At 72.7% G+C, this 20,155-nt stretch carries 20 protein-coding genes and 1 pseudogene; 15 read left to right on the plus strand and 6 right to left on the minus strand.

Annotated elements, in window-relative coordinates:
- Positions 1–1,164, plus strand: a complete 1,164-nt coding sequence (locus ACZYRU_RS17615) for a glycosyltransferase family 4 protein (RefSeq protein ID WP_488958388.1) — start codon at positions 1–3, stop codon at positions 1,162–1,164.
- A 96-nt stretch (positions 1,165–1,260) separates the two neighbouring features.
- Here the strand turns inward: ACZYRU_RS17615 and ACZYRU_RS17620 are convergent, their stop codons facing one another.
- Positions 1,261–2,226, minus strand: coding sequence for an LOG family protein (locus ACZYRU_RS17620; protein WP_488958389.1), 966 nt, complete (start codon positions 2,224–2,226; stop codon positions 1,261–1,263).
- Between the two features lie 105 nt (positions 2,227–2,331).
- On the opposite strand from ACZYRU_RS17620, the gene ACZYRU_RS17625 reads away from it, so the two are divergent.
- The 6 genes from ACZYRU_RS17625 to ACZYRU_RS17650 all read left to right on the plus strand — a co-directional run bounded on the left by ACZYRU_RS17625 (position 2,332) and on the right by ACZYRU_RS17650 (position 10,345).
- The gene (locus ACZYRU_RS17625) at positions 2,332–3,618 is read left to right on the plus strand and encodes an O-acetylhomoserine aminocarboxypropyltransferase/cysteine synthase family protein (RefSeq protein ID WP_488958390.1); all 1,287 of its coding nucleotides are present in this window, start codon (positions 2,332–2,334) and stop codon (positions 3,616–3,618) included.
- Entirely contained in the window at positions 3,615–4,724 is a 1,110-nt protein-coding gene (metX, locus tag ACZYRU_RS17630) for a homoserine O-acetyltransferase MetX (protein WP_488958391.1), read from the plus strand. The genes ACZYRU_RS17625 and metX overlap by 4 nt, the downstream gene beginning before the upstream one ends.
- 24 nt (positions 4,725–4,748) lie before the next feature.
- Positions 4,749–5,747: a cupin domain-containing protein gene (locus tag ACZYRU_RS17635; RefSeq protein WP_488958392.1), complete on the plus strand. Its 999-nt coding sequence runs from the start codon at positions 4,749–4,751 to the stop codon at positions 5,745–5,747.
- 85 nt (positions 5,748–5,832) lie between these two features.
- Positions 5,833–7,389: a bifunctional 3-(3-hydroxy-phenyl)propionate/3-hydroxycinnamic acid hydroxylase MhpA gene (mhpA, locus tag ACZYRU_RS17640; RefSeq protein ID WP_488958393.1), complete on the plus strand. Its 1,557-nt coding sequence runs from the start codon at positions 5,833–5,835 to the stop codon at positions 7,387–7,389.
- Complete coding sequence (locus tag ACZYRU_RS17645; RefSeq protein WP_488958394.1) at positions 7,386–9,296, plus strand: dioxygenase family protein; 1,911 nt, start codon at positions 7,386–7,388, stop codon at positions 9,294–9,296. Before mhpA ends, ACZYRU_RS17645 begins: the two co-directional genes overlap by 4 nt.
- A complete protein-coding gene (locus ACZYRU_RS17650; protein ID WP_488958395.1) occupies positions 9,293–10,345 on the plus strand; it encodes a maleylacetate reductase in 1,053 nt (350 codons plus the stop codon). Before ACZYRU_RS17645 ends, ACZYRU_RS17650 begins: the two co-directional genes overlap by 4 nt.
- On the opposite strand, the gene ACZYRU_RS17655 is transcribed toward ACZYRU_RS17650, so the two are convergent.
- A complete protein-coding gene (locus ACZYRU_RS17655; protein WP_488958396.1) occupies positions 10,342–11,226 on the minus strand; it encodes a serine protein kinase RIO in 885 nt (294 codons plus the stop codon). The genes ACZYRU_RS17650 and ACZYRU_RS17655 overlap by 4 nt on opposite strands.
- A gap of 221 nt (positions 11,227–11,447) precedes the next feature.
- On the opposite strand from ACZYRU_RS17655, the gene ACZYRU_RS17660 reads away from it, so the two are divergent.
- The 4 genes from ACZYRU_RS17660 (at position 11,448) to ACZYRU_RS17675 (ending at position 14,622) form a co-directional block, all read left to right on the plus strand.
- Positions 11,448–12,317 carry an SDR family NAD(P)-dependent oxidoreductase gene (locus ACZYRU_RS17660; protein WP_488958397.1) on the plus strand — a complete coding sequence of 290 codons (870 nt, stop codon included), beginning with the start codon at positions 11,448–11,450 and terminating at the stop codon, positions 12,315–12,317.
- A 9-nt stretch (positions 12,318–12,326) separates the two neighbouring features.
- The gene (locus ACZYRU_RS17665; protein WP_488958398.1) at positions 12,327–13,793 is read left to right on the plus strand and encodes a M1 family metallopeptidase; all 1,467 of its coding nucleotides are present in this window, start codon (positions 12,327–12,329) and stop codon (positions 13,791–13,793) included.
- Positions 13,794–13,892: 99 nt separating this feature from the next.
- Positions 13,893–14,063 (plus strand): hypothetical protein, encoded by a 171-nt coding sequence (locus ACZYRU_RS17670; RefSeq protein WP_273519947.1) that lies wholly within the window; start codon positions 13,893–13,895, stop codon positions 14,061–14,063.
- A 16-nt stretch (positions 14,064–14,079) separates the two neighbouring features.
- Positions 14,080–14,622 carry a PH domain-containing protein gene (locus ACZYRU_RS17675; protein WP_488958399.1) on the plus strand — a complete coding sequence of 181 codons (543 nt, stop codon included), beginning with the start codon at positions 14,080–14,082 and terminating at the stop codon, positions 14,620–14,622.
- A gap of 6 nt (positions 14,623–14,628) precedes the next feature.
- Here the strand turns inward: ACZYRU_RS17675 and ACZYRU_RS17680 are convergent.
- Positions 14,629–14,865: pseudogene (locus ACZYRU_RS17680) on the minus strand (nuclear transport factor 2 family protein); the annotation flags it as partial.
- A 14-nt stretch (positions 14,866–14,879) separates the two neighbouring features.
- Between ACZYRU_RS17680 and ACZYRU_RS17685 the strand changes: the two are divergent.
- From ACZYRU_RS17685 to ACZYRU_RS17695, 3 genes are all read left to right on the plus strand, one after another.
- Positions 14,880–15,125 carry a hypothetical protein gene (locus tag ACZYRU_RS17685; protein ID WP_488958400.1) on the plus strand — a complete coding sequence of 82 codons (246 nt, stop codon included), beginning with the start codon at positions 14,880–14,882 and terminating at the stop codon, positions 15,123–15,125.
- 78 nt (positions 15,126–15,203) lie between these two features.
- On the plus strand, positions 15,204–16,166 hold the full coding sequence (locus tag ACZYRU_RS17690) for a co-chaperone YbbN (protein ID WP_488958401.1): 963 nt from the start codon (positions 15,204–15,206) through the stop codon (positions 16,164–16,166).
- A 9-nt stretch (positions 16,167–16,175) separates the two neighbouring features.
- Positions 16,176–16,916, plus strand: a complete 741-nt coding sequence (locus ACZYRU_RS17695) for an EI24 domain-containing protein (protein WP_488958402.1) — start codon at positions 16,176–16,178, stop codon at positions 16,914–16,916.
- On the opposite strand, the gene ACZYRU_RS17700 is transcribed toward ACZYRU_RS17695, so the two are convergent.
- Positions 16,895–17,389, minus strand: coding sequence for a nuclear transport factor 2 family protein (locus ACZYRU_RS17700; protein WP_488958403.1), 495 nt, complete (start codon positions 17,387–17,389; stop codon positions 16,895–16,897). The two genes, ACZYRU_RS17695 and ACZYRU_RS17700, sit on opposite strands and share 22 nt — an antisense overlap.
- Positions 17,386–18,243 carry an LLM class F420-dependent oxidoreductase gene (locus tag ACZYRU_RS17705; RefSeq protein WP_488958404.1) on the minus strand — a complete coding sequence of 286 codons (858 nt, stop codon included), beginning with the start codon at positions 18,241–18,243 and terminating at the stop codon, positions 17,386–17,388. Before ACZYRU_RS17705 ends, ACZYRU_RS17700 begins: the two co-directional genes overlap by 4 nt.
- Positions 18,244–18,426: 183 nt before the next feature.
- Between ACZYRU_RS17705 and ACZYRU_RS17710 the strand changes: the two genes are divergently transcribed.
- Positions 18,427–19,341 (plus strand): IclR family transcriptional regulator, encoded by a 915-nt coding sequence (locus ACZYRU_RS17710; RefSeq protein ID WP_488958405.1) that lies wholly within the window; start codon positions 18,427–18,429, stop codon positions 19,339–19,341.
- 237 nt (positions 19,342–19,578) lie between these two features.
- On the opposite strand, the gene ACZYRU_RS17715 is transcribed toward ACZYRU_RS17710, so the two are convergent.
- A complete protein-coding gene (locus ACZYRU_RS17715) occupies positions 19,579–20,115 on the minus strand; it encodes a flavin reductase family protein (RefSeq protein WP_488958406.1) in 537 nt (178 codons plus the stop codon).
- Between the last annotated feature and the right edge of the window lie 40 nt (positions 20,116–20,155).

Here is a 20,155-nt window from a genome sequence, read left to right on the forward strand (position 1 = left end):
ATGAGCAAGGCCATGAACGAGGTCATGGGGGAGAAGAGGAAGCTCCGCGTCCTGGTGGTCGCCGAGTCCTTCCTCCCGCAGGTCAACGGGGTGACCAACTCGGTACGGCGGGTGCTCGAGCACCTCGCGGCCGAGGGCCACCACGCCGAGCTCGTCGCTCCGACCGGCCCGGACACGTACGCCGGCTTCCGGGTCCGTCGCGCCCGCGGCGCCAACCTGCCGTTCTACCCGGACTTCCGGCTCGGCCTGGAGACCCGCCGGCGGCTGCGCCAGCGGATGCTCCAGTTCCGCCCGGACGTCGTCCACATCGCGTCGCCCGCGACGCTCGGCTTCCAGGCCGCTCGTGCCGCCGGGGAGCTGGGCATCCCGACCGTCGCGATCTACCAGACCGACCTGGTCGGCTTCGCGGAGCGCTACGACGTCCCGGGGGGTGTGCGTGCGGCAGCCGGCCTCACGCGGCGCATCCACCAGCACGTCGACCGCACCCTCGCGCCGTCGACCGCCAGCATCGACCAGCTCGAGGCACTGGGCGTCCCCGAGGTGCACCGGTGGGGCAGGGGCGTCGACCTGGTCGCCTTCCACCCCCGGCGCCGCGACGAGGCTCTGCGGCAGCGGCTCGCGCCGGACGGCCGCCTCCTGGTCGGGTACGTCGGCCGACTGGCTGCCGAGAAGGAGCTGGACCTGCTGACCCACCTCGCCGACGACCCGCGCTACGCGCTCGTCGTCGTGGGCGGCGGACCCGAGGAGCAACGACTGCGCGGCCTGCTCGGCGACCGGGCGAGCTTCCTCGGCCTGCTGCACGGCGACGAGCTGAGCCGGGCCTACGCCTCGCTCGACGTCTTCGTGCACACCGGCCGCTACGAGACCTACTGCCAGTCGGCGCAGGAGGCGCTCGCCTCCGGCGTACCGGTGGTCGCTCCCGCCGCCGGCGGACCGGTCGACGTCGTCGCGCACGGCGCCACCGGCCTGCTCTACCGCCCCGGCGACGGTGCGGACCTCGCGGCGTCCGTCGACCGGCTGGCCCGCGACGCCGAACTGCGCGGCCGGATGGGCGCGACCGCGGTCCGGGCCGTGCAGGACCGGTCCTGGTACGCGATCAACGAGCAGCTCGTCGCCCACTACCGCGCGGTCCTGGGTGAGCAGGTCAGCGCACGGGCTGCCTGAGCTCGTCGAGTAGCCGCGAGCGCCAGCGAGCGGCGTATCGAGACGTCTCGCCGTGCGTCTCGATACGCCGCCTCCGCTCGTCCCTCGCTGCGGCGGCTACTCGACGAGCTCAGGGGGCTGCCTGACGAACAGGGCCGCAGCCTCCTCGACCGTGTCGACGAGATGGACGTGTTGCTCCATCGCGCGACCCCGGGACAGGGACCGCAGCAGCGGCCACGCGGGGAGCTCCTCGGTCCAGTAGCGCCGGCCCACGAGCACCATCGGCGCGACGGCGTCGTCGGTCGCGTAGTAGTTCTCGCACGCGTCCTGGAAGATCTCCTGGACCGTGCCACCGGCGCCGGGCAGGAACACGATCCCGGCGTCGCACACCATCAGCAGGATCGCCTCGCGCAGCGCGTTGCGGAAGTACTTCGCGATCGCCGTCGCGAACAGGTTCGGCGGCTCGTGCCCGTAGTGCCAGGTCGGGACGCCGAGCGACGGTGTCGGGTCCGCGACGAGTGCGAGCGCCTCGCGGGCCGCGCTCACCCAGTCGTCGACCGACGGCCGGAAGGAGGGTACGGCGGCCACCCGGCGCAGCGCCTCGGCGAGTGCCTCCGGGGGAGCCGCCGCCATCCGGCCGCCGAGGTTGGCCGCCTCCATGGCGCCCGGCCCGCCGCCGGTGGCGACGACGTGGTCGCGGCCGAGCAGCGCCCCGAGGCGGGCCGCCTCGTCGTACCCGGGCGTGCCGCGGTCGGCGGCGTGCCCACCCATCACGCCCACCAGCCCGCGGCCGGCGCCGGCGACCCACGCGCCGAGCGCGTTGTCGATCGCCTGGTCGTGCAGCACCTCGGCCAGTGCCTCCGCCGGGCCCGAGGTCGCCAGCGCCCAGCGGTACGCGCGGCCATCGAAGGTGTCGGCGTAGCGCGGCGCGTCGTACAGCTCGTCGGCGGTGTAGAGCCGGGCGCGGGTGATGTCGAGGCCGGCGACGTGGGTGCCGGCGACGGCCCCGGCACCGGCCTCGAGGGCGTGGTCGTCGTCCGTGCGGCACTCGACGACGACGCTGCGGGTGCGGGGTCTCCTCACCGTCCGGAACCTACCGGAGTCCATCTCGCGGACAGCCCCTCTGAATTAATTGGAGTAAGTAACTACAGTTAGATCAGAAATGTCACCGCCGACAAGGAGCCCCCGATGACCCACCGCCCCGAGACCCTCGCCGTGCACGCCGGCCAGGAGCAGCCCGACCCCGCGACCAACGCGCGGGCGGTGCCGATCTACCAGACGACGTCGTACGTCTTCAACGACACCGAGCACGCCGCCAACCTGTTCGCCCTGGCCGAGCCGGGCAACATCTACACGCGGATCATGAACCCGACCCAGTCGGCGTTCGAGGAGCGCGTGGCGCAGCTCGAGGGCGGCGTGGGGGCCCTCGCGGTCGCCTCGGGCTCGGCGGCGATCACCTACGCGGTGCTCAACCTCACCTACGCCGGCGACAACATCGTGGCCATCTCCACGCTGTACGGCGGCACCTACGCCCTGTTCGCGCACACGCTGCCCCAGTACGGGATCGAGGTCCGCTTCGTCGACCCGAACCGGCCCGAGGACCTCGCCCAGCACGTCGACGAGAGGACCAGGCTGGTCTTCGCCGAGACCGTCGGCAACCCGAAGATCAACGTGGTCGACATCCGGGCCTGGGCCGACGCCGCCCATGCCGAGGGGCTGCCCCTCGTCGTGGACAACACGGTCACGACGCCGTACCTGGAGCGGGTCTTCGACCACGGCGCCGACGTGTCGGTGCACTCGGCGACGAAGTACATCGGTGGTCACGGCACCTCGATCGGCGGCGTCATCGTCGACTCCGGCAGCTTCGACTGGGCCGCGCACTCCGATCGGTTCCCCGGCCTCACCACCCCGGACAGCGCGTACCACGGCGTGGTCTGGACCGAGGCGGTCGGCAACCTCGCCTACATCATCCGCGCCCGCACCGTGCTGCTGCGCAACACCGGCGCCGCGATCGCCCCACTCAACTCGTTCCTGTTCCTGCAGGGCCTCGAGACCCTGCACCTGCGCCTGGAGCGGCACAGCGAGAACGCGCTCGCCGTCGCGCAGTACCTCCAGCGCCACGAGGCCGTCGCGTGGGTCAACTACCCGGGCCTGCCGACCGACCCGTCGCACGCGATCGCCAACCGGCTCTTCACCGGCAAGGGGTACGGCGGCCTGGTCTCGTTCGGGCTGAAGTCCGGGCGCGACGGCGGCAAGCGGTTCATCGAGTCGCTCGAGCTGTTCAGTCACCTGGTCAACATCGGCGACGCCAAGTCCCTCGCGGTGCACAACGCGACCACCACGCACTCGCAGCTCACGCCGGGGGAGCTCGAGGCGGCCGGCGTACCCGAGGACCTGGTGCGGCTCTCGGTCGGCATCGAGAACGTCGACGACATCATCGCCGACCTCGAGCAGGCGCTGATCGCGGCCAAGTGAGCACCACTGCCGCGACCGGATCGGTCGGGCTCGTCACCACCCGGCGGGCCGTGCTCACGCAGCACGGCCCGCTGGTGCTGGCCTCGGGCGCTCGCCTGGAGCACGTCGAGGTCGCCTACGAGACGTACGGCGAGCTGTCACCCGCCCGCGACAACGCGGTGTTCGTCTGCCACGCCCTCACCGGTGACGCGCACGCCGCGGGTTGGCACGACGGCGCGCGCCGCCCCGGCTGGTGGGACAACCTGATCGGCCCGGGCAAGGCGCTCGACACCGACCGGTTCTTCGTCATCTCCGCCAACCTGCTCGGCGGCTGCTCGGGCACGACCGGACCGTCGTCGCTCGACCCGGCGACCGGCCGCGTGTACGGCCCCGACTTCCCGGCCCTCGACATGGCCGACTTCGTGAGCGCCCACCGCGGCCTGCTCGACCACCTCGGCATCGAGCGCCTGCACGCGGCGGTCGGGGGATCGCTCGGCGGGATGCAGGTCCTGGAGTGGGTGCTGCAGGAGCCGGACCGGATCGACCGTGCCGTGCTCGTCGCCGCGAGCTCGCGGCTGACCACGGAGAACATCGCGTTCTCGGCGGTCGCCCGCGCGGCGATCCTCGAGGACCCCGACTTCCGCGAGGGTCGGTACGCCGAGCACGGCGTCACGCCGCGGCACGGCCTCAAGGTCGCCCGGATGATGGCGCACATCACCTACGTCTCCGGGACCTCGCTCGCCGAGAAGTTCGGCCATGCCCGCGACACCTCCGGGACCGAGAAGCGGTTGGCTGCCGACTTCGAGGTCGAGCGCTACCTGCAGCACCAGGGGGAGAGCTTCCTGAATCGGTTCGACGCGTTGTCGTACCTCCACCTGACCCGTCCGATGGACTACTTCGACCCGTTCGCCGCTCACCCGGCCGTCGTACCGTCGACGCGGTTCCGGCTGGTCTCCTTCGACTCCGACTGGCGCTTCCCCACCGCCCACTCGCTGCGCATCCGTGACGAGCTGCTCGCCCGCGGCGGCGCCGTCGACCACACCGAGGTCGTCTCGCCCTGGGGGCACGACTCGTTCCTGCTGGAGCCCCCGGGCTACCACCACCTGGTGCGATCCTTCCTCGCCTGACGGTCGCCGCCCTACCATGGCGAGGTGACGACCCGCCCGGTGCTCGAGAGGTTCTCGGTGGTCGATGCCGACGACCTCGACGAGTTCCGGGCATCGGTGTCGCGGGCGCTCACGCCCCACCGGCTCGTGCCGCTCGACCACGCCGGACGCGTCGAGCACGCATCGGTCGCGGTCGCGCCGCTCGGCTCCCTCTCCCTCGTGTACGGCGAGCACCGCGGCACCGAGCTCGGCGCGACCCTGACCGAGCAGGTCGACTACTACGACGTGAATCTCTCGTGGGGTGGACGCAACCTGATCAGCTGCGGTGACGACGAGGTGGTCGTCGACCCGCACACGGCCGGGATCATCTCGCCGCGGATGCAGGCCACCATGCGGCTCAGCGACGACTACCGCCAGCTGCACGTGCGCTTCGAGCGGTACGCGCTGGAGCGGCACCTCGAGCAGATGCTGGGTCGGACGGTGGTCGCGCCGATCCGGTTCCGGATGGCGATGGACCTGCGCGGACCGGCAGCGGCCTCGTGGGCGCGCGCGGTCCGGCTGCTGGTCGACGACCTCGACGAGCCGATGGGGCTGGCCGGAACGGTCGACGCCGCCAACCCGTTCGCCGGGTTCCTGATGACCGGCCTGCTGCTCGCCCAGCCCCACAACTACAGCGACCGGCTCGCGGAGCGGCGCCGCGGCGCACACCGGCCGACCCCGGTCAAGCGGGTGGTCGACCTGATCGAGGCGCACCCCGAGGAGGAGCTGTCCGTCGAGCGGCTCGCCGAGGAGGCCGGCGTCAGCACCCGCTCGCTGCAGCGCCACTTCCACGACCACGTCGGGATCTCGCCGCGCCAGTACCTCCAGCAGGTGCGCCTCGCCCGGGTCCACGCCGACCTGCGCGCCGCCCGGCCGGGGAGCGGCCTGACCGTCGCCGACGTCGCGCTGCGGTGGGGCTTCACGCACGTCCCGCGGTTCGCCGGCGCCTACCTCGAGCGCTACGGCGAGTCGCCCTCGACGACCTTGCGCGGCCTGCCCGGGTGACCGTCGGCACACTCGTGTCGCTCACCGGATCACCCTGACGCGAAGCGGATCGCCCCACGCCGTTGCCGAACCTAGCGTCGCCGTCATGAGCAACGAGTACGACGTCGCGATCGTCGGATACGGACCGGCCGGCCTGGTGCTGGCCTCTGCCCTCGGGAAGGCCGGCCACAAGGTGGTCGTCTTCGAGCGCTGGCCCGGCCTCTACGGCCTGCCGCGCCTGACCCACATCGACGGCGAGACCGCCCGGGTCATCGCCTCGGTCGGGGACATCGACCACGCGCTGCGCGACGCGCTCCCGGTCGACCATTTCCGCTTCTTCAACGCCGACGGGGAGCAGCTCGTCGAGCTGGACTGGCGGGGCACCTCCGCGGGCTTCCCCGCCCACATCTCGATGTACCAGCCCGACATCGAGGACGCCGTCGACGCCGCCGCCCGGGCGAGCGGCAACGTCGAGGTCAACCAGGGCTGGTCGGTCGTCAACATCCGCCCGCACGACTCCGGTGTGGAGGTGACCGCCCGGCCGTGGAGCCAGTCCCGGACCGGGCAGTGGTCGCACGCCGACGAGGAGCGGACCTTCACCGCGTCGTACCTGGTCGGCGCCGACGGCGCGAACAGCTTCGTGCGGGCCACGCTCGGCATCGAGCGCAGCGACAACGGGGTGGACGACCGCTGGCTCAACATCGACACCGAGCGGCTGCGGGAGCTCCCCGAGCACTTCAGCCGCACCACCCAGTTCTGCATCCCCGAGCGTGGACACATGTTCATGCCGATCGGTCGCAGCCGGCAGCGCTTCGAGCTCGCCGTCCTGCCCGGCGAGGACCAGGCGGCCTTCGAGGACCCTGACTTCGCCTGGCGGTGGCTGGAGGAGACCCACGGGATCGGCCCCGAGGACGTGAAGATCCTGCGGCAGGTCGTCTACACCTTCCAGGGCCGGATCGCCGAGCACTGGCGGGAGGGGCGCGTGCTGCTCGCCGGCGACGCGGCGCACACGACGCCGCCGTACATGGGCCAGGGCGCCTGCTCCGGCATGCGCGACGGCATCACCCTCGCCTGGAAGCTGGACCTGGTCCTGCGGTGCCTGGCCGGCGACGCACTGCTCGACAGCTACGAGGCCGAGCGGCGCCCGCACGCCACCGCGATCACCGAGATCTCCACGATGCTCGGCACGGTGGCCAACACCCACGACCCGGTCGAGGGGGCCGCTCGGGACGAGGCGTTCCGGACCGGCAACGTGCCGCCCCCGCCGCCGTTCCCGACCCTGGTCGCCGGCGTGGTCCACCATGACGACGCGGGTGCGGTGAGCCCGCTCGCCGGCACCCTGACCCCGCACGGCGTGGTGCGTCACGGTGACATCGAGGGGCTGTTCGACGACGTCCTCGGCCGCGGCTTCAACCTGGTCACCGCGACCGCCGCATCCCTCGACGCGACCGACCTCGCGTTCCTCGACAAGCTCGGCGTCGTGGCCGCCTCCCTCGACACCGTCGCCGACGTGGACGGCACTTATGCGGCGTGGTTCGCCGAGCACGGCGTCGAGGCGTTCCTCGGCCGCCCGGACCACCACCTGTTCTGGGCCGGTGCGCTCGCCGACCTCCCGGCCGCGCTCGGCCAGCTCCGCGAGCGGCTCGACTGGACCGTCGCGTGACGCCGCCGGCCGACGTCCTGTGGCGGTCGATGTCGCCGGAGCGGCTGGTCGACGGAGGGCTGGCTGCGGCTGACGTACGACGGCTCCGGGCCGCGACCGACGCCGGCACCTCCTGGGACGAGGCGCTCGTCGCGATCGCCGACGACCGCGCGGCGCAGGCCGATAAGGCGCTGGCGGCCGGACGCGTCGCGACGGCCCGCGAGGCGTTCCGCTGGTCGGCCGCCGCTCTGCTGTTCGCGCAGATGGCGTGGAACGACGACAGCCCGCACCGTTCGGCGCTGTACGCGCGGTTGACCGCGACGGTCGCGCGGGCCGGTGCGCTCGCCGAGCCGGCGTGGGAGCAGGTCGAGCTGCCGTTCGGCGAGGGACGGCTCTTCGGCTGGCTGCTCCGTCCGCAGGGAGAGGCGCGGGGGACGGTGATCGTGCTCGGCGGGCAGAGCGGCTGGGGTGCGACCTACCTGCGCGCCGCCGATGCGCTGCTCGACCGCGGCCTCGCCGCCTTCCTCGTCGAGGGACCGGGGCAGGGGGAGTCCCGGATGCGCGGCGGCGTGCTGCTCGACGTCGACGTGCGGGCGGCGTACTCCACCTTCGTCGACCACGTCCTCGCCGACCCCACGCTCGGTGGCAGCGTCGGCATCTGGGGCAACAGCATGGGCGGCCTGTTCGCCGGTACGACGGCCGCGAGCGACCCGCGGATCTCCGCTGTCTGCGTCAACGGCGCGCCCGCACGCCCGCGGCTGCTGGGCTTCCGGACCTTCGGCGAGCAGGCCGCGGCCATGCTCGGCGGAGCCGACGAGGCCGCCGTGCAGGCCAACTTCGACCGGATCGCGCTGCAGGACGACGACCGGATCGCGGGAGCGGTGCTCGTCGTCCACGGCGGCGAGGACCCGATCGTGTCGCGCGAGGAGCAGCAACCCTTCCTGGACGCTGCGCTCGGCGTGGCCGACCTGTGCGAGTGGGAGGACGGCGACCACACGATCTACCGGCACGGGGAGGAGCGCAACGCCGTCGTCGCCGACTGGTTCGCCGACCACCTCGCGCCGCCGCGCGCGACGCTGCTGGACGAGGTCCGGGCGAGCTTCGCCGCGACGCCGGACCTGCGGACCCGGGCGGTCCTCGACGCCGTCACCCGGCACGTGCACGCGCTCGTGCGGGAGGTGCGGCCGACGCTCGCCGAGTGGGGGCAGGCGGTCGACTTCCTGACTGCGGTGGGCCAGAAGTGCGACGAGACCCGGCAGGAATTCGTCCTCCTGTCCGACGTGCTCGGGGTCTCGATGCTCGTCGAGACGCTCAACGGCGGGGACCACGGCACGGAGAGCACGGTGCTCGGCCCGTTCCACATGACCGAGTCGCCGCGGCGTGCGCTCGGGGACTCGATCAGTGAGGTCGGCCTCGACCGGCCCGCGGTCGTGACGGGTGTGGTCGTCGACCTCGACGGCCGGCGGGTCCCCGGTGCCAGCGTGGACGTGTGGCAGTGCGACGAGGACGGCTTCTACGACGTCCAGCGGCCCGACGTCCAGCCTGCGGGCAACGGGCGGGGGATGTTCACGGCCGACGGTGATGGTGCCTTCTGGTTCCGCACGGTGGTGCCCTCGCACTACCCGATCCCGACCGACGGCCCGGTCGGCCGGCTGCTCGCGGCCAGCGAGCGGCACCCGTACCGTCCCGCGCACGTGCACCTCATCGTCGACGCCGCCGGCTTCGAGCCCGTGACCACGCACCTGTTCGTCGCCGACAGCCCCTACCTCGACAGCGACGCGGTCTTCGCGGTCAAGCCCAGCCTGGTCCGCGACTTCGCGGTGAGCGAGGACCCGGCGGAAGCGGAGAGGTACGGCGTGAGCGCGCCCTTCCGTCGGGCACACTTCGAGGTGCAGCTGGTCGGCCAGCGAGACGAGGAGACAGCGTGACCGGGTTCGTGCACGACGCCCTGCCGATGCGGGTGGTCTTCGGCTGCGGAGCCGTCGACCGCGTCGCCGAGGAGGTCGACCGGCTCGGCCTGCGCCGGGTGCTGGTGCTCTCCACGCCCCGGCAGGGCGCGCTCGCCGCGCGGGTCACCGGCCTGCTCGGGGAGCGGGCCGCCGGTACCTTCGACGGGGCTCGGATGCACGTCCCGGTGGAGACCGTCGCGACTGCTGTCGAGGTCGTCGAGGAGCTCGGCGCTGATGGCTGCCTCGCGATCGGCGGCGGTTCGACGATCGGCCTGGCCAAGGCGCTGTCCCTGCGGCTCGGCCTGCCGTCGGTGGCCGTGCCGACGACGTACGCCGGCTCCGAGATGACCCCGGTCTGGGGCCTGACCGAGGACGGGCGGAAGACGACCGGCCGCGACCCGGTCGTGCTGCCGAGCTCGGTCGTCTACGACCCCGACCTCACCCACGCCCTGCCCGCCGCGGTGTCCGGGCCGAGCAGCCTGAACGCGATCGCCCACGCCGTCGAGGCGCTCTACGCCCCCAACGGCACTCCGGTGACCAGCGCGATGGCCGAGCGCGGGGTGCGCGACCTGGCGGCCGCGCTGCCGCTCGTCGTGGCCGACGGCTCGGACGGCGCCGCGCGCAGCCTGGCCCTGGAGGGCGCGTGGTTGTGCGGCGCCTGCCTCGGTGCGACCACGATGGGCCTGCACCACAAGCTGTGCCACGTCCTCGGCGGGATGCTCGACCTCCCGCACGCCGAGACCCACGCGATCGTGCTGCCGCACGTCGCCGCGTTCAACCTGCCCGCCGCGCCCGAGGCCGACGCCGTGCTGCGGCGCGCGCTCGGCACCGACGACGTGCCGGCGGCGCTGCTCTCGCTCGCCGCGGCGGTCGGGGTACCGGACGGGCTGCAGGCGCTGGGGGTGCGGCACGAGGACCTCGCCCGGGTCGCGGACGAGGTCCTCGCGGCGCCGTACAGCAACCCGGTCGCGCCGACCCGGGCCGACCTCGAGGCGATCCTCGACGCCGCCTGGCGCGGGGGCCGCTAGAACGCCTGCGCCATCAGGTCGCCGAACAGCTCCTGCGGGTCGACCTCGAGCCCGCGGCGCTGGAACCACGTGCACACGTTGGTGCAGTCGCGCAGCAGGAAGTCGAAGCCCTGGACGTTGCCGACCAGGTCGACCAGCTGGGGCAGGTCGATGATGACGACGCGCTCACCGGCGGCGAGGATGTTGTAGGGCGACAGGTCGCCGTGCACCAGCCCGTTCCGCACCAGCGTGGCCATGGCCTCACGCAGCTGGTCGAAGTACGACGCGAGCAGCGCCGGCTCCGGCCGGGTCTGCGCAAGCCGTGGCGCGCTGTCGGTGCCGTCGGGGCCCTCGACGCTGATCCACTCCATCAGGATCTCGGTACCGTCGATCTGCACCGGGTAGGGGACCGGCAGCCCGAGCGACCAGCAGCGGTTGAGCGCCGACCACTCCGAGATCGCCCACTCGCCGGCGGCGACCTCGCGACCGAACGTGCTCTTGCGCTTGACCGCGCGCTCGTCGCGGGAGCGCTTCATGCTGCGGCCCTCGGTGTAGGTGGCCGAGCGGTGGAAGCTGCGGTGGTCGGGGGAGCGGTAGCGCTTCGCCGCCATCACGACGCCCTGCCGCGGGTCGTGCGGGTCGGAGCGGTCGAGCAGGAAGACGTCGGCCTCCTTGCCGGTCTTCAGGATGCCCAGATCGGTGTCGATCGCGCCCTGGGACGTGACGACCCACTCGGGGCGCGGCTCGGGGCCGCGGGACAGCGGCTCGACGTCGAGCCAGGTGGACCAGCGCTGGCCGGGGCCGAGGTCGTCGTACGCGTCGAAGGCGAAGACGAAGCGCGGATCGATGTCAGAGGTGCTGACGTCGGTGACGTCAGAGGTGGAGATGTTCTCCTGGAACAAGGTGGATCCTCGGGGTCGAGAGGGTGCGGACTGAGGGCAGGCCGACGACAACGATCGACATGTCACGCTCCTCTCGACGGGGGTCCGCACGGACTGCGCGGACCAACGGGCCCACCCTGCCGGTCCGCTGCTTCGGCTCGCAACCGATTTACGGCGGCACGCTCCCGGTGACAGGGAGCGACCGCGGCGGGTGCGGTCCGGTCGTGCCTACGGTGCGGGCCATGGCCACCACGACGGGACGCAGGACGGCACTGGTCACCGGCGCCAGCCGGGGGATCGGACGGGCCACGGCACTCGCCCTGGCCGAGGCCGGGTACGACGTCGCCTTCACCGCCCGCACCGTGCACGAGGGCGAGGGCACGGTCGCGGCCCGCACCTCCCGTGAGGGCGGGGTGACCCATGCGGTCGCCGGGAGCCTCGCGACCACGGCTGCCGAGATCGAGGCCAGGGGAGTGCGCGCCCTGCCGCTCCGGATGGACCTCACCGACCCCGGCGCGCCGGCCGCGGTCGCCGGCGAGCTCCTCGCGACCTGGGGAGCGCCGTACGTGCTGGTCGGCAACGCCGTGCACCACGTGCCGCACGCCCGCTTCCTCGAGCTGGACCTCGCGGCTCTGCGCGAGAGCCTCGATGCCAATCTCGTGCACCAGGTGGGCCTCGTCCAGGCCCTGCTGCCGGCGATGGTGGGCGCCGGCGGGGGCGTCATCGCCAACATGTGCTCGGGATCGGCGGTCCTCGACCCGCCGGCCCCGCCGGGCGAAGGCGGCTGGGGGCTCGCGTACGCGGCGGCGAAGGCGGCCTTCGGCAGGATCGCCGGTGCCGTGAACGCGGAGTACCGCCAGGCAGGGATCCGCGCCTTCAACGTGGAGCCGGGCTTCGTCGTCACCGAGTCCGGGCGCGCCCGCGGCGGCACCGAGGAGATCGAGGCGAAGGCGGTCGCCGGCTCGAGCAGCGACGCGTCCGGTCGCGTGATCGCCTGGCTCGCCGCGTCCGACGTGGACGACGCCGAGGTCAACGCGCTGCTCGGCACCGTGATCTCGGCGCCGCGGATGGCTGCTCGCCTGCCCTCATCAGCCGCGCGGGCGGGCGCGTAGATTGACCGGGTGCGCCGACTCGTAGCCCCGCTGGGCCTCCTGCTCGCCCTCCTGCTCTGCCTGCCCGGCCTCGTCGGCCTGGCCGGCCCGGCGCCTGCCTCGGCCCTCCCGGGCGTCGAGGCGAGCGACGTCGGCAACGGTTCGGCGCAGGGCACCGATCCGTACTGGCCGCTCGACGGCAACGGCGGCACCGACGCCCAGCACTACGACGTCCGGGTGGGCTACGACTTCGCGACCGGCCGGCTGCGCGGGCGCACCGCGATCACGATGGTCGCGACCGCCGACCTGCGCAGCTTCTCCCTCGACCTGCTGCTGCCGACCACCGCGGTGAAGGTCGACGGCCGCACGGCCCGCTTCCGCAAGGTCGGCAAGCACGAGCTGCGCGTCGTACCGAAGGCCCCGATCGCCGCCGGCGCGTCCTTCCGCGTCGTCGTGCGGTACGCCGGCAAGCCGGGCACCTACCGCTACGCCGGCGAGCGCAACTGGCTCGCCAGCCGCACCGAGGTGGTCGCGATGAACCAGCCGCACATGGCGCCGTGGTGGTTCCCGTCCAACGACCACCCCAGCGACAAGGCCACCTTCGACGTACGGGTCACCGTGCCGAAGGGCAAGCAGGTCGTCGGCAACGGCGTCCGGGTCGGCCGCACGGTCAAGCGCGGGATGGCCACCACGCACTGGCGGATGAGCGACCCGATGGCGACCTACCTCGCCTTCTTCGCCGCCGGGAGCTACGCCATCGACCAGGGCACGACCGCCGCCGGCATCCCCTACTACAACGCCGTCTCGCGCGGCCTCGAGCCGAAGCTGCGCGCCTACGTCCGCGGCCAGCTCGCCCGCACCGGCGCGATCACCGACTGGCTGCAGTCCGAGCTCGGTCCCTACCCGTTCGCCACCACCGGTGGCCTGGTCACCGGGCTCGACGTCGGGTTCGCGCTGGAGAACCAGTCGCGGCCGACGTACGGCAGCTGGATCTACCCGGGCGTGATCGTCCACGAGCTGGCCCACCAGTGGTTCGGGGACAGCGTCGCCGTCCAGCGCTGGCGCGACATCTGGCTCAACGAGGGCTTCGCGACGTACATGGAGGCCGTGTACGCCGCCGACCACGGCGGGCCGCCGGTGCTGTCGTACCTCGACAAGATGTACGACAAGGAGTGCACCTCCCCAGCCACGGACTTCTGGCGACTCGACATCGCGAACCCCGGCGCGGACCACATCTTCGACGGGGCGGTCTACGACCGCGGCGCGATGGTGCTGGCGGCGCTCGGGAACCGGATCGGTGCGGGCGAGCTCGACACGCTGCTGCGGACCTGGGTGGCCTCGCACCACGACGGCAACGCCACCGTCGAGCAGTTCGAGGCGCTCGCCGAGAGCGTCTCGGGCGAGGACCTGGACGGGTTCTTCGCCGCCTGGCTGAGCGCCGGGACGGTGCCGCCCGCGACGGCTGCGAACGGGCTGGCCGGGGTCACCTGCGGCTGACCCCCGCGCGCCTCCCGTGTGACCCCTGGTGCCTTTGGTACCAATGTGGGGATCTGTGCCCTCGGGGGCGCGCCTGCACACGGATGGAGAAGCCCGCACATGGACGCCAAGAAGCTGATCGCGCTCGTGGTGATCGTGTTCCTCGGGTTCTGGATGTTCACCGACCCGGCGGGCCTCGCGGACACCTCGAAGTCCGCGGCCAGCAGCGGGTGGGACCTGACGACCCAGGCGTTCAACGGGGTCATCGACTTCGTCGGCGCGATGGACTGACCCGCGGCGTCGACCGATGGTCCTGTCCTTCGTCTCCGGCGTCGTGGCCCGGATGGGTGACCCGAAGATCGGGAAGCACCTGCTGCGCGACGAGGGCGAGGTCGTCGTCGACGAGGTGACCCACCACTGGTTCGCCTACGTCCGGCCCGCACTGGAGACCGGCCTGGCGTTGGTGCTGCTCGTCGCCAGCTGGTTCGTCGACGTCCACGTGGCGTGGGCGCTGATCATCGTCGCGGTGGTGTTCCTGCTCCGCGCCGGCTGGGTCGCGCTCGGGGTGGTCCGCGACCGGTTCGTGATCACCAACATGCGCGTCTTCCGGGTCCACGGCGTGCTGTCGCAGAGCCTGGCGACGATGCCGCTGAGCCGGATCCTCGACATCTCGGTGCAAAAACCGCTGCACGGGCGCATCCTCGGCTTCGGCCACTTCTGCTTCGAGTCCGCCGCGCAGGAGCAGGGCCTGCGTGACATCAGGTACGTCGGCCGCCCCGACGACCGCGACCTCGCCATCCAGCGCGTGGTCCAGCGGGCGGGACTGCGGGGACCCCGCGTCCCGAACTGAGGCTCCTCAGTCGAGCAGGTGCCTGCTGAGGTCGCCCCAGAGATCGAACCGGGTGTAGTCGCGGTAGCTGAACCGCCAGATGCCGTCGACGCGCTCGAACTCGTCGCGATAGCGACCGGCGGCGACCACCTGGAGCGCGAGCCCGTCGGCGGCCTGCAGCACCGTGTAGTAGGACTGGCAGGTCGCCCGGTCACCGGAGGGATCGATCTCGAGGATCGGATTCGTGATGACGTGCTTCGTGCGGGGGTGCCGTCGGCGTGGATCTGCACCCTGCGGCGGAAGGTCTCCAGCATCTCGGCCGCACCGACGAGCTCGTCGGGCCCCATCCGGAGCCGGGCGTGCTCGAACATCCCGGCTGCGCGCTCGAGGTCGCCGGTGTCCATCGCGTCGGCATACCGGTAGAGAAGATTGGTGATCGCGGTCTCGGCGTTCATCGGTTTCCTTCCTCGACAGGTTGTGCCCGGTCGAGCTGGGGCAGGCGGCAGATTGGCAAGGGCGTCTGATCCGCGGTCAGGGTGTCCCGCTGACCGGACGCAGAGGCCCGGCGCTGGCCCCGCGGGGTGCTCCGTAGGATTGCGCCCATGACGCAGCAGCCGTTCTCCCGCCCCGGAGCGATCGACCTGTCCGCGATGAAGCGCACCCCGCCGGCCGGTGCCGGTGCTGCGGGTGCACCCGCGGGCGGAGCCGCAGCGGGCGGCGGCTCGACGTCGGCGTACTCCGTCGCGGTGGACGAGGCGAACTTCCAGGCGGTGCTCGAGGCGTCGATGACCGCGCCGGTCGTGCTGGTCTTCTCCTCGCCGTCGCAGTCGCCGGAGAGCGCGCAGCTCGCGCTGGACGTGGCGACCGTCGCCGACGAGTACGACGGCCGGTTCCTCGCGGCGACGATCGACGTCGACGCCGTGCCGCAGATCGCGCAGGCGATGCAGATCCCGCAGGTCCCGCTGATGCTGGTGCTGCTCGACGGTCGCCCGGCGACGCAGCCGATCCCCGGTGCCGCGCCGATCGACGACATCCGCGCGCTGTTCAACCAGCTCGCCCAGCAGCTCACCGCGCAGGGCATCTCCGGGCGCCACCAGCCCAACGCCTTCGGTGCCGCCGGTGGTGAGGTCGCCGAGGGCGAGGAGCCGGCGATCGACCCGCGCTACGTGCCCGCGCAGGACGCGCTCGCGTCCGGTGACATCGATGCCGCCGTCGCGGAGTACCAGAAGCTCGTCGACGCCAACCCCGCCGACCACGAGGCCGCCGCCGGCCTGGCGATGGCCAAGGTGCTGCAGCGCACCCAGGGCGTCGACCTCAACGCAGCCCGGGCCGCGGCCGCCGCCAACCCCGACGACGTCGACGCGCAGACCATGGTCGCGGACATGGACATGCTCGGTGGCCACGTCGAGGACGCCTTCGCGCGGCTCGTCGAGCTGGTCCGTCGTACGGCGGGCAAGGAGCGCGACCAGGCTCGCGAGCACCTCGTCGGCCTCTTCGGTGCCGTCGGCAACGACGACCCGCGGGTCCTCAAGGGCCGCCAGGCGCTGGCCTCCGCGCTGTTCTGACCCGCTGACATGGGCTTCGGGCGCGGTGCCGGCTACCTGCTGCGCGGGCTGCGGCTGTGGCGCGAGCGCCCGGCCCTGATGCTCCTCGGCATCGTGCCGGCGCTGATCGTCGCGGCGTTCGTGGCCGCGGCACTCGTCGTCCTCGTCATCTACGCCGACGACGTGGTCAGCTGGGCGACGCCGTTCGCCGACGGCTGGGACGACGCGGTGCGCGGGCTGTTCCGCGGCGCGCTCTACCTGGTCGTGCTGGCCGGCGCGGCCATGCTGGCGATCATCACCTTCACCGGTCTCACCCTCGCCGTCGGCGATCCCTTCTACGAGAAGATCTGGAAGGAGGTCGAGCTCTCGCTCGGCGGCGACGTCCCCGACCGGGGGGTCGGCTGGATCCGCGGTGCCATCGACGGCCTGGCGCTCGTCGTCCTCGGCATCGCTACGGCGATCGTGGTCTTCCTGATCGGGCTGCTGCCCGTCATCGGGACCATCGTCGGGGCGGTGCTCGGCCTCGTCGTCGCCGGCCGGCTGCTCGCCGGCGAGCTCGTCTCCCGCCCGCTCGAGGCGCGCGGCATGGACCGCGCAGCCCGCGCTGCCCTGATGCGCAGCCACCGCGGGGCGATGCTCGGCTTCGGGGTCTGCGTGCAGGCCTGCTTCCTCGTGCCGTTCGGTGGCATCCTGGTCATGCCCGCGGCGGTGGCCGGGGCGACGTACCTCGCCCGCGAGGCGCTGGAGGGTCAGCGGGTCGGCGGCAGCTGACCCAGGGCGCCGGTCCGCAGCAGGCCGTGCGCCAGCTCGTGGCCGTCGAGGAGGCGGCCGGTGCGCACGGTCGCGCGCCAGCCCTCGTCGGTGCGGCGCAGCTGCCAGTGGTTGGCGGTCGCGCGGTTGACCCGGAACGCGCCGTCCTCGTGCAGCACCATCAGCGAGTGGGTGACCGCGATCGCCGTGTCGCCGTCGACCTGCACCGAGACCGGCCCGTTGAAGTGGGCGCAGCCGCCCGCGATGAAGCCCTGATGGGACGCCGAGCGGACCATCGCGCGGATCTCGTCACGCCCGGTCATCACGATGACGTCGTTGTCGTAGACGCCGTCCTCGGTCCAGATCGCCGCCACCTCGTCCGCGCAGCCGGAGTCCACCAGCGGTCCGTACGTCGTCAGCAGCTGCACGATCTCGCGCTCGTCCTCCAGGCGCTGGAGCCGGCGCTCGAGTGCGGCCAGGCGGTCGTCGGTCATGAGATCTCCTTCGCGAGGACGGCCAGCGCTTCGAGCTGGTCGCAGTAGTGGTCGGCGGACGTGGCCTCGACGGCCGTGGTGACGAGAGTGGCACCTGCGTCGCGGACGCGGGCCAGGCGGGTCGTCGTACCGCTGGGATCGCCGATCGGGTCGACCATCCGGCCGGGGGAGAGGATCACCTCGAAGCCGTCGGGCAGCTCCCGGCTCGCGAGCATCGTGCGCAGCTCGTCGAGGCCGAGGCCGAACGGCACCCAGCCGTCGCCGAGCTCGACGGCGCGGCGCAGGCTGCGCGCCGTACGCCCGCCGATGAGGAGCGGGACCCGCTCCTGGACCGCGTGCGGCTCGACGACGAGGCCGTCGAAGTCGTAGTGGGTGCCGTGGTACGACGGCTCGCGCCGCCCCAGGCTGGCCCGCAGCGCGCGCAGGGCGTCGTCGGCGCGCTCGCCGCGACCCGCGAACGGGGCGCCCAGGAGGGTGAACTCCTCCTCGAGCGAGCCCACCCCGATGCCGAGCATCAACCGGCCGCCGCTGACCAGGTCGAGGGTGCCGTAGCGCTTCGCGATGGCGAGCGGGTGGTGGTAGCCGATCACGAGCACCTGGGTCATCAGCCGCAGCTGCTCGGTGACGGCGGCGAGGTGGCCGAAGGTCGCCAGCGGGTCCCAGTAGGTGCCACCGCGCTCGTCGGCTGCCGCGGTGGGTACGGCGACGTGCTCGCTGCAGGTGAGGTGGTGGAAGCCGAGCCGGTCGGCGGCCTGCGCGACCTGCACGAGCTCGGCGATGCCGGCCTTCTCCTCCCAGGGCGCGTGCGCGCCGGGGTTGGCGGTCACGATCGGGCTGACGATGCCGAGCTGCACGGTGCTTCCTTCCGGTGGGGACGGCCGGCAGTCAAGCAGTCCGCCGGCCGCGGAGGGCGGCGCGCTCCCGGTGAGTGGCCGGCCCCGCCGCTCGCGAAGGGGGCTTGTGATGACCGTCTCCTCTTGCTACCTTCGGATCCAGAAAACAAGAATTCATTTCAGTTTTGACCCAGGGGAGCAGTCATGAGCGCTCAGATCGTCGAGCCGGTCGTGCAGGGTGCCGCCACCAGCGCGGGCCGGGACCTGCCGCCGTCCATGGTGGAGCGGATGTCGCTGATCCTGGACGCCTTCGAGTCGCCCGCTGCGCGGCTCACCCTCGAGCAGGTCTCGCGGGCCACGCACCTCCCGCGCTCGACCGCCCACCGGATCCTCGACCAGCTGGTCCGCCTCGAGTGGCTCGCCCACACCTCGTTCGGCTTCTCGCTCGGGCCGCGCTCCCTCGGCCTGGGTGGCGGCGGCCGCGCCGACACCGAGCTGCGCGAGGCAGTGGCGCCGTACCTCCACGAGCTGCAGGTGCGCACCGGACTGGTCGCCCACCTCGCCGTGCTCGACGGCCCCGACGTGCGCTACCTCGACAAGATCGGCGGCCGCTTCGCCGTCCGGGTGCCCTCCCGCGTCGGCGGCCACGCCGCGGCCCACGCCACCGCCCTCGGCAAGGCGATCCTCGCCTGGTTGCCGGCCGAGCGCGTGGACGAGATCGTCGAGGCGCGGCCCGCCCGGCTGACCAAGTCGACCATCACCGACCTGACCCTGCTCCACCAGGAGCTGCACCGGATCCGTGGTCGCCACGGCGTCGCGTACGAGCGCGGCGAGGCGCACCCCGACATCGCCTGCGTCGCGGCCGCCATCCGCAGTCCCGAGGGTGCCGTCGGGGCGGTCTCCCTCGTCGGTGACCTGCGCGCTCCCGTCGAGCGGGTCGCCCCCCTCGTGCTCCGTGCTGCCCGGCAGACCGCGGCCGACCTGTTCCCGGAGCCGGTGCCCGCGCCCGCTCCGGTCCGCCCGTCGCGCGCCCCCGCGTCGGCCCCCGTGCAGCCCACCTGGTCCGCCGCGACCATGGAGCGGCTGGTCGCCGACGCTGCCTCGGGCGCCTGGTCCTAGCCGACCCGGCTCGAACTGGCTCCGGATTTCGGCCGACCCGGCACAAACTGGTCACGAAAAGTCGCCGACCCGGCAGAAAGTGCTTCTGCGGAAGCCACTTTCTGCCGGGTCGGTGCGATTTCGGAGCCAGTTTCTGCCGGGTCGGCGTGATCTGGGAGCCAGTTCGAGCCGGGTCGGCGTGATCTGGGAGCCAGTTCGAGCCGGGTCGGCGTGATTGGGGAGCCAGTTCGAGCCGGGTCAGCCCCAGTGGTCGCCCCAGCCCCACAGGTCGGGAGCGAGCTGCTCGTGCTGGTCCTCGACGCCGAACTTCCCGCGGAAGAACAGCATCGGGGTGGTCCGGTGCGGGGTCTCGAGCCGGGTGACCCGGCCGATCACGACGTCGTGGTCGCCGGCGACGACGACGTTCTCGACGGTGGCGTGCACGCGCATCAGCGTTCCGGGCAGGCTCGGGGTGCCCTCGGGGGAGAGGTCCCAGTCGAGCTCCTCGAACTTCCGGCCGCGGCTCGAGCCGAACCGCTGGCACAGGTCGGCCTGGTCCTCGCCGAGCACGTTGACGGTGAACCGTCCCGAGCGCCGGATCCGCGGCCAGGCCCGACCGGAGTGGTCGGCGCAGAACAGGACGAGTGGCGGCTCGAGCGAGACCGAGGCGAAGGACTGGCAGGCGAAGCCGACCGGCTCGCCGTCGTCCTGTCCGGTCACGATCGTCACGCCGGTCGCGAAGTTGCCCATCGCGGCCCGCATCTCCAGCGGGGACGGCTCGATTGCGGTGCTCATGGCGACGACGCTAGCGACGGCTTCCCGCGGTGGGCGGGGA

The sequence above is a fragment of the Nocardioides sp. F233 genome (assembly GCF_057813895.1).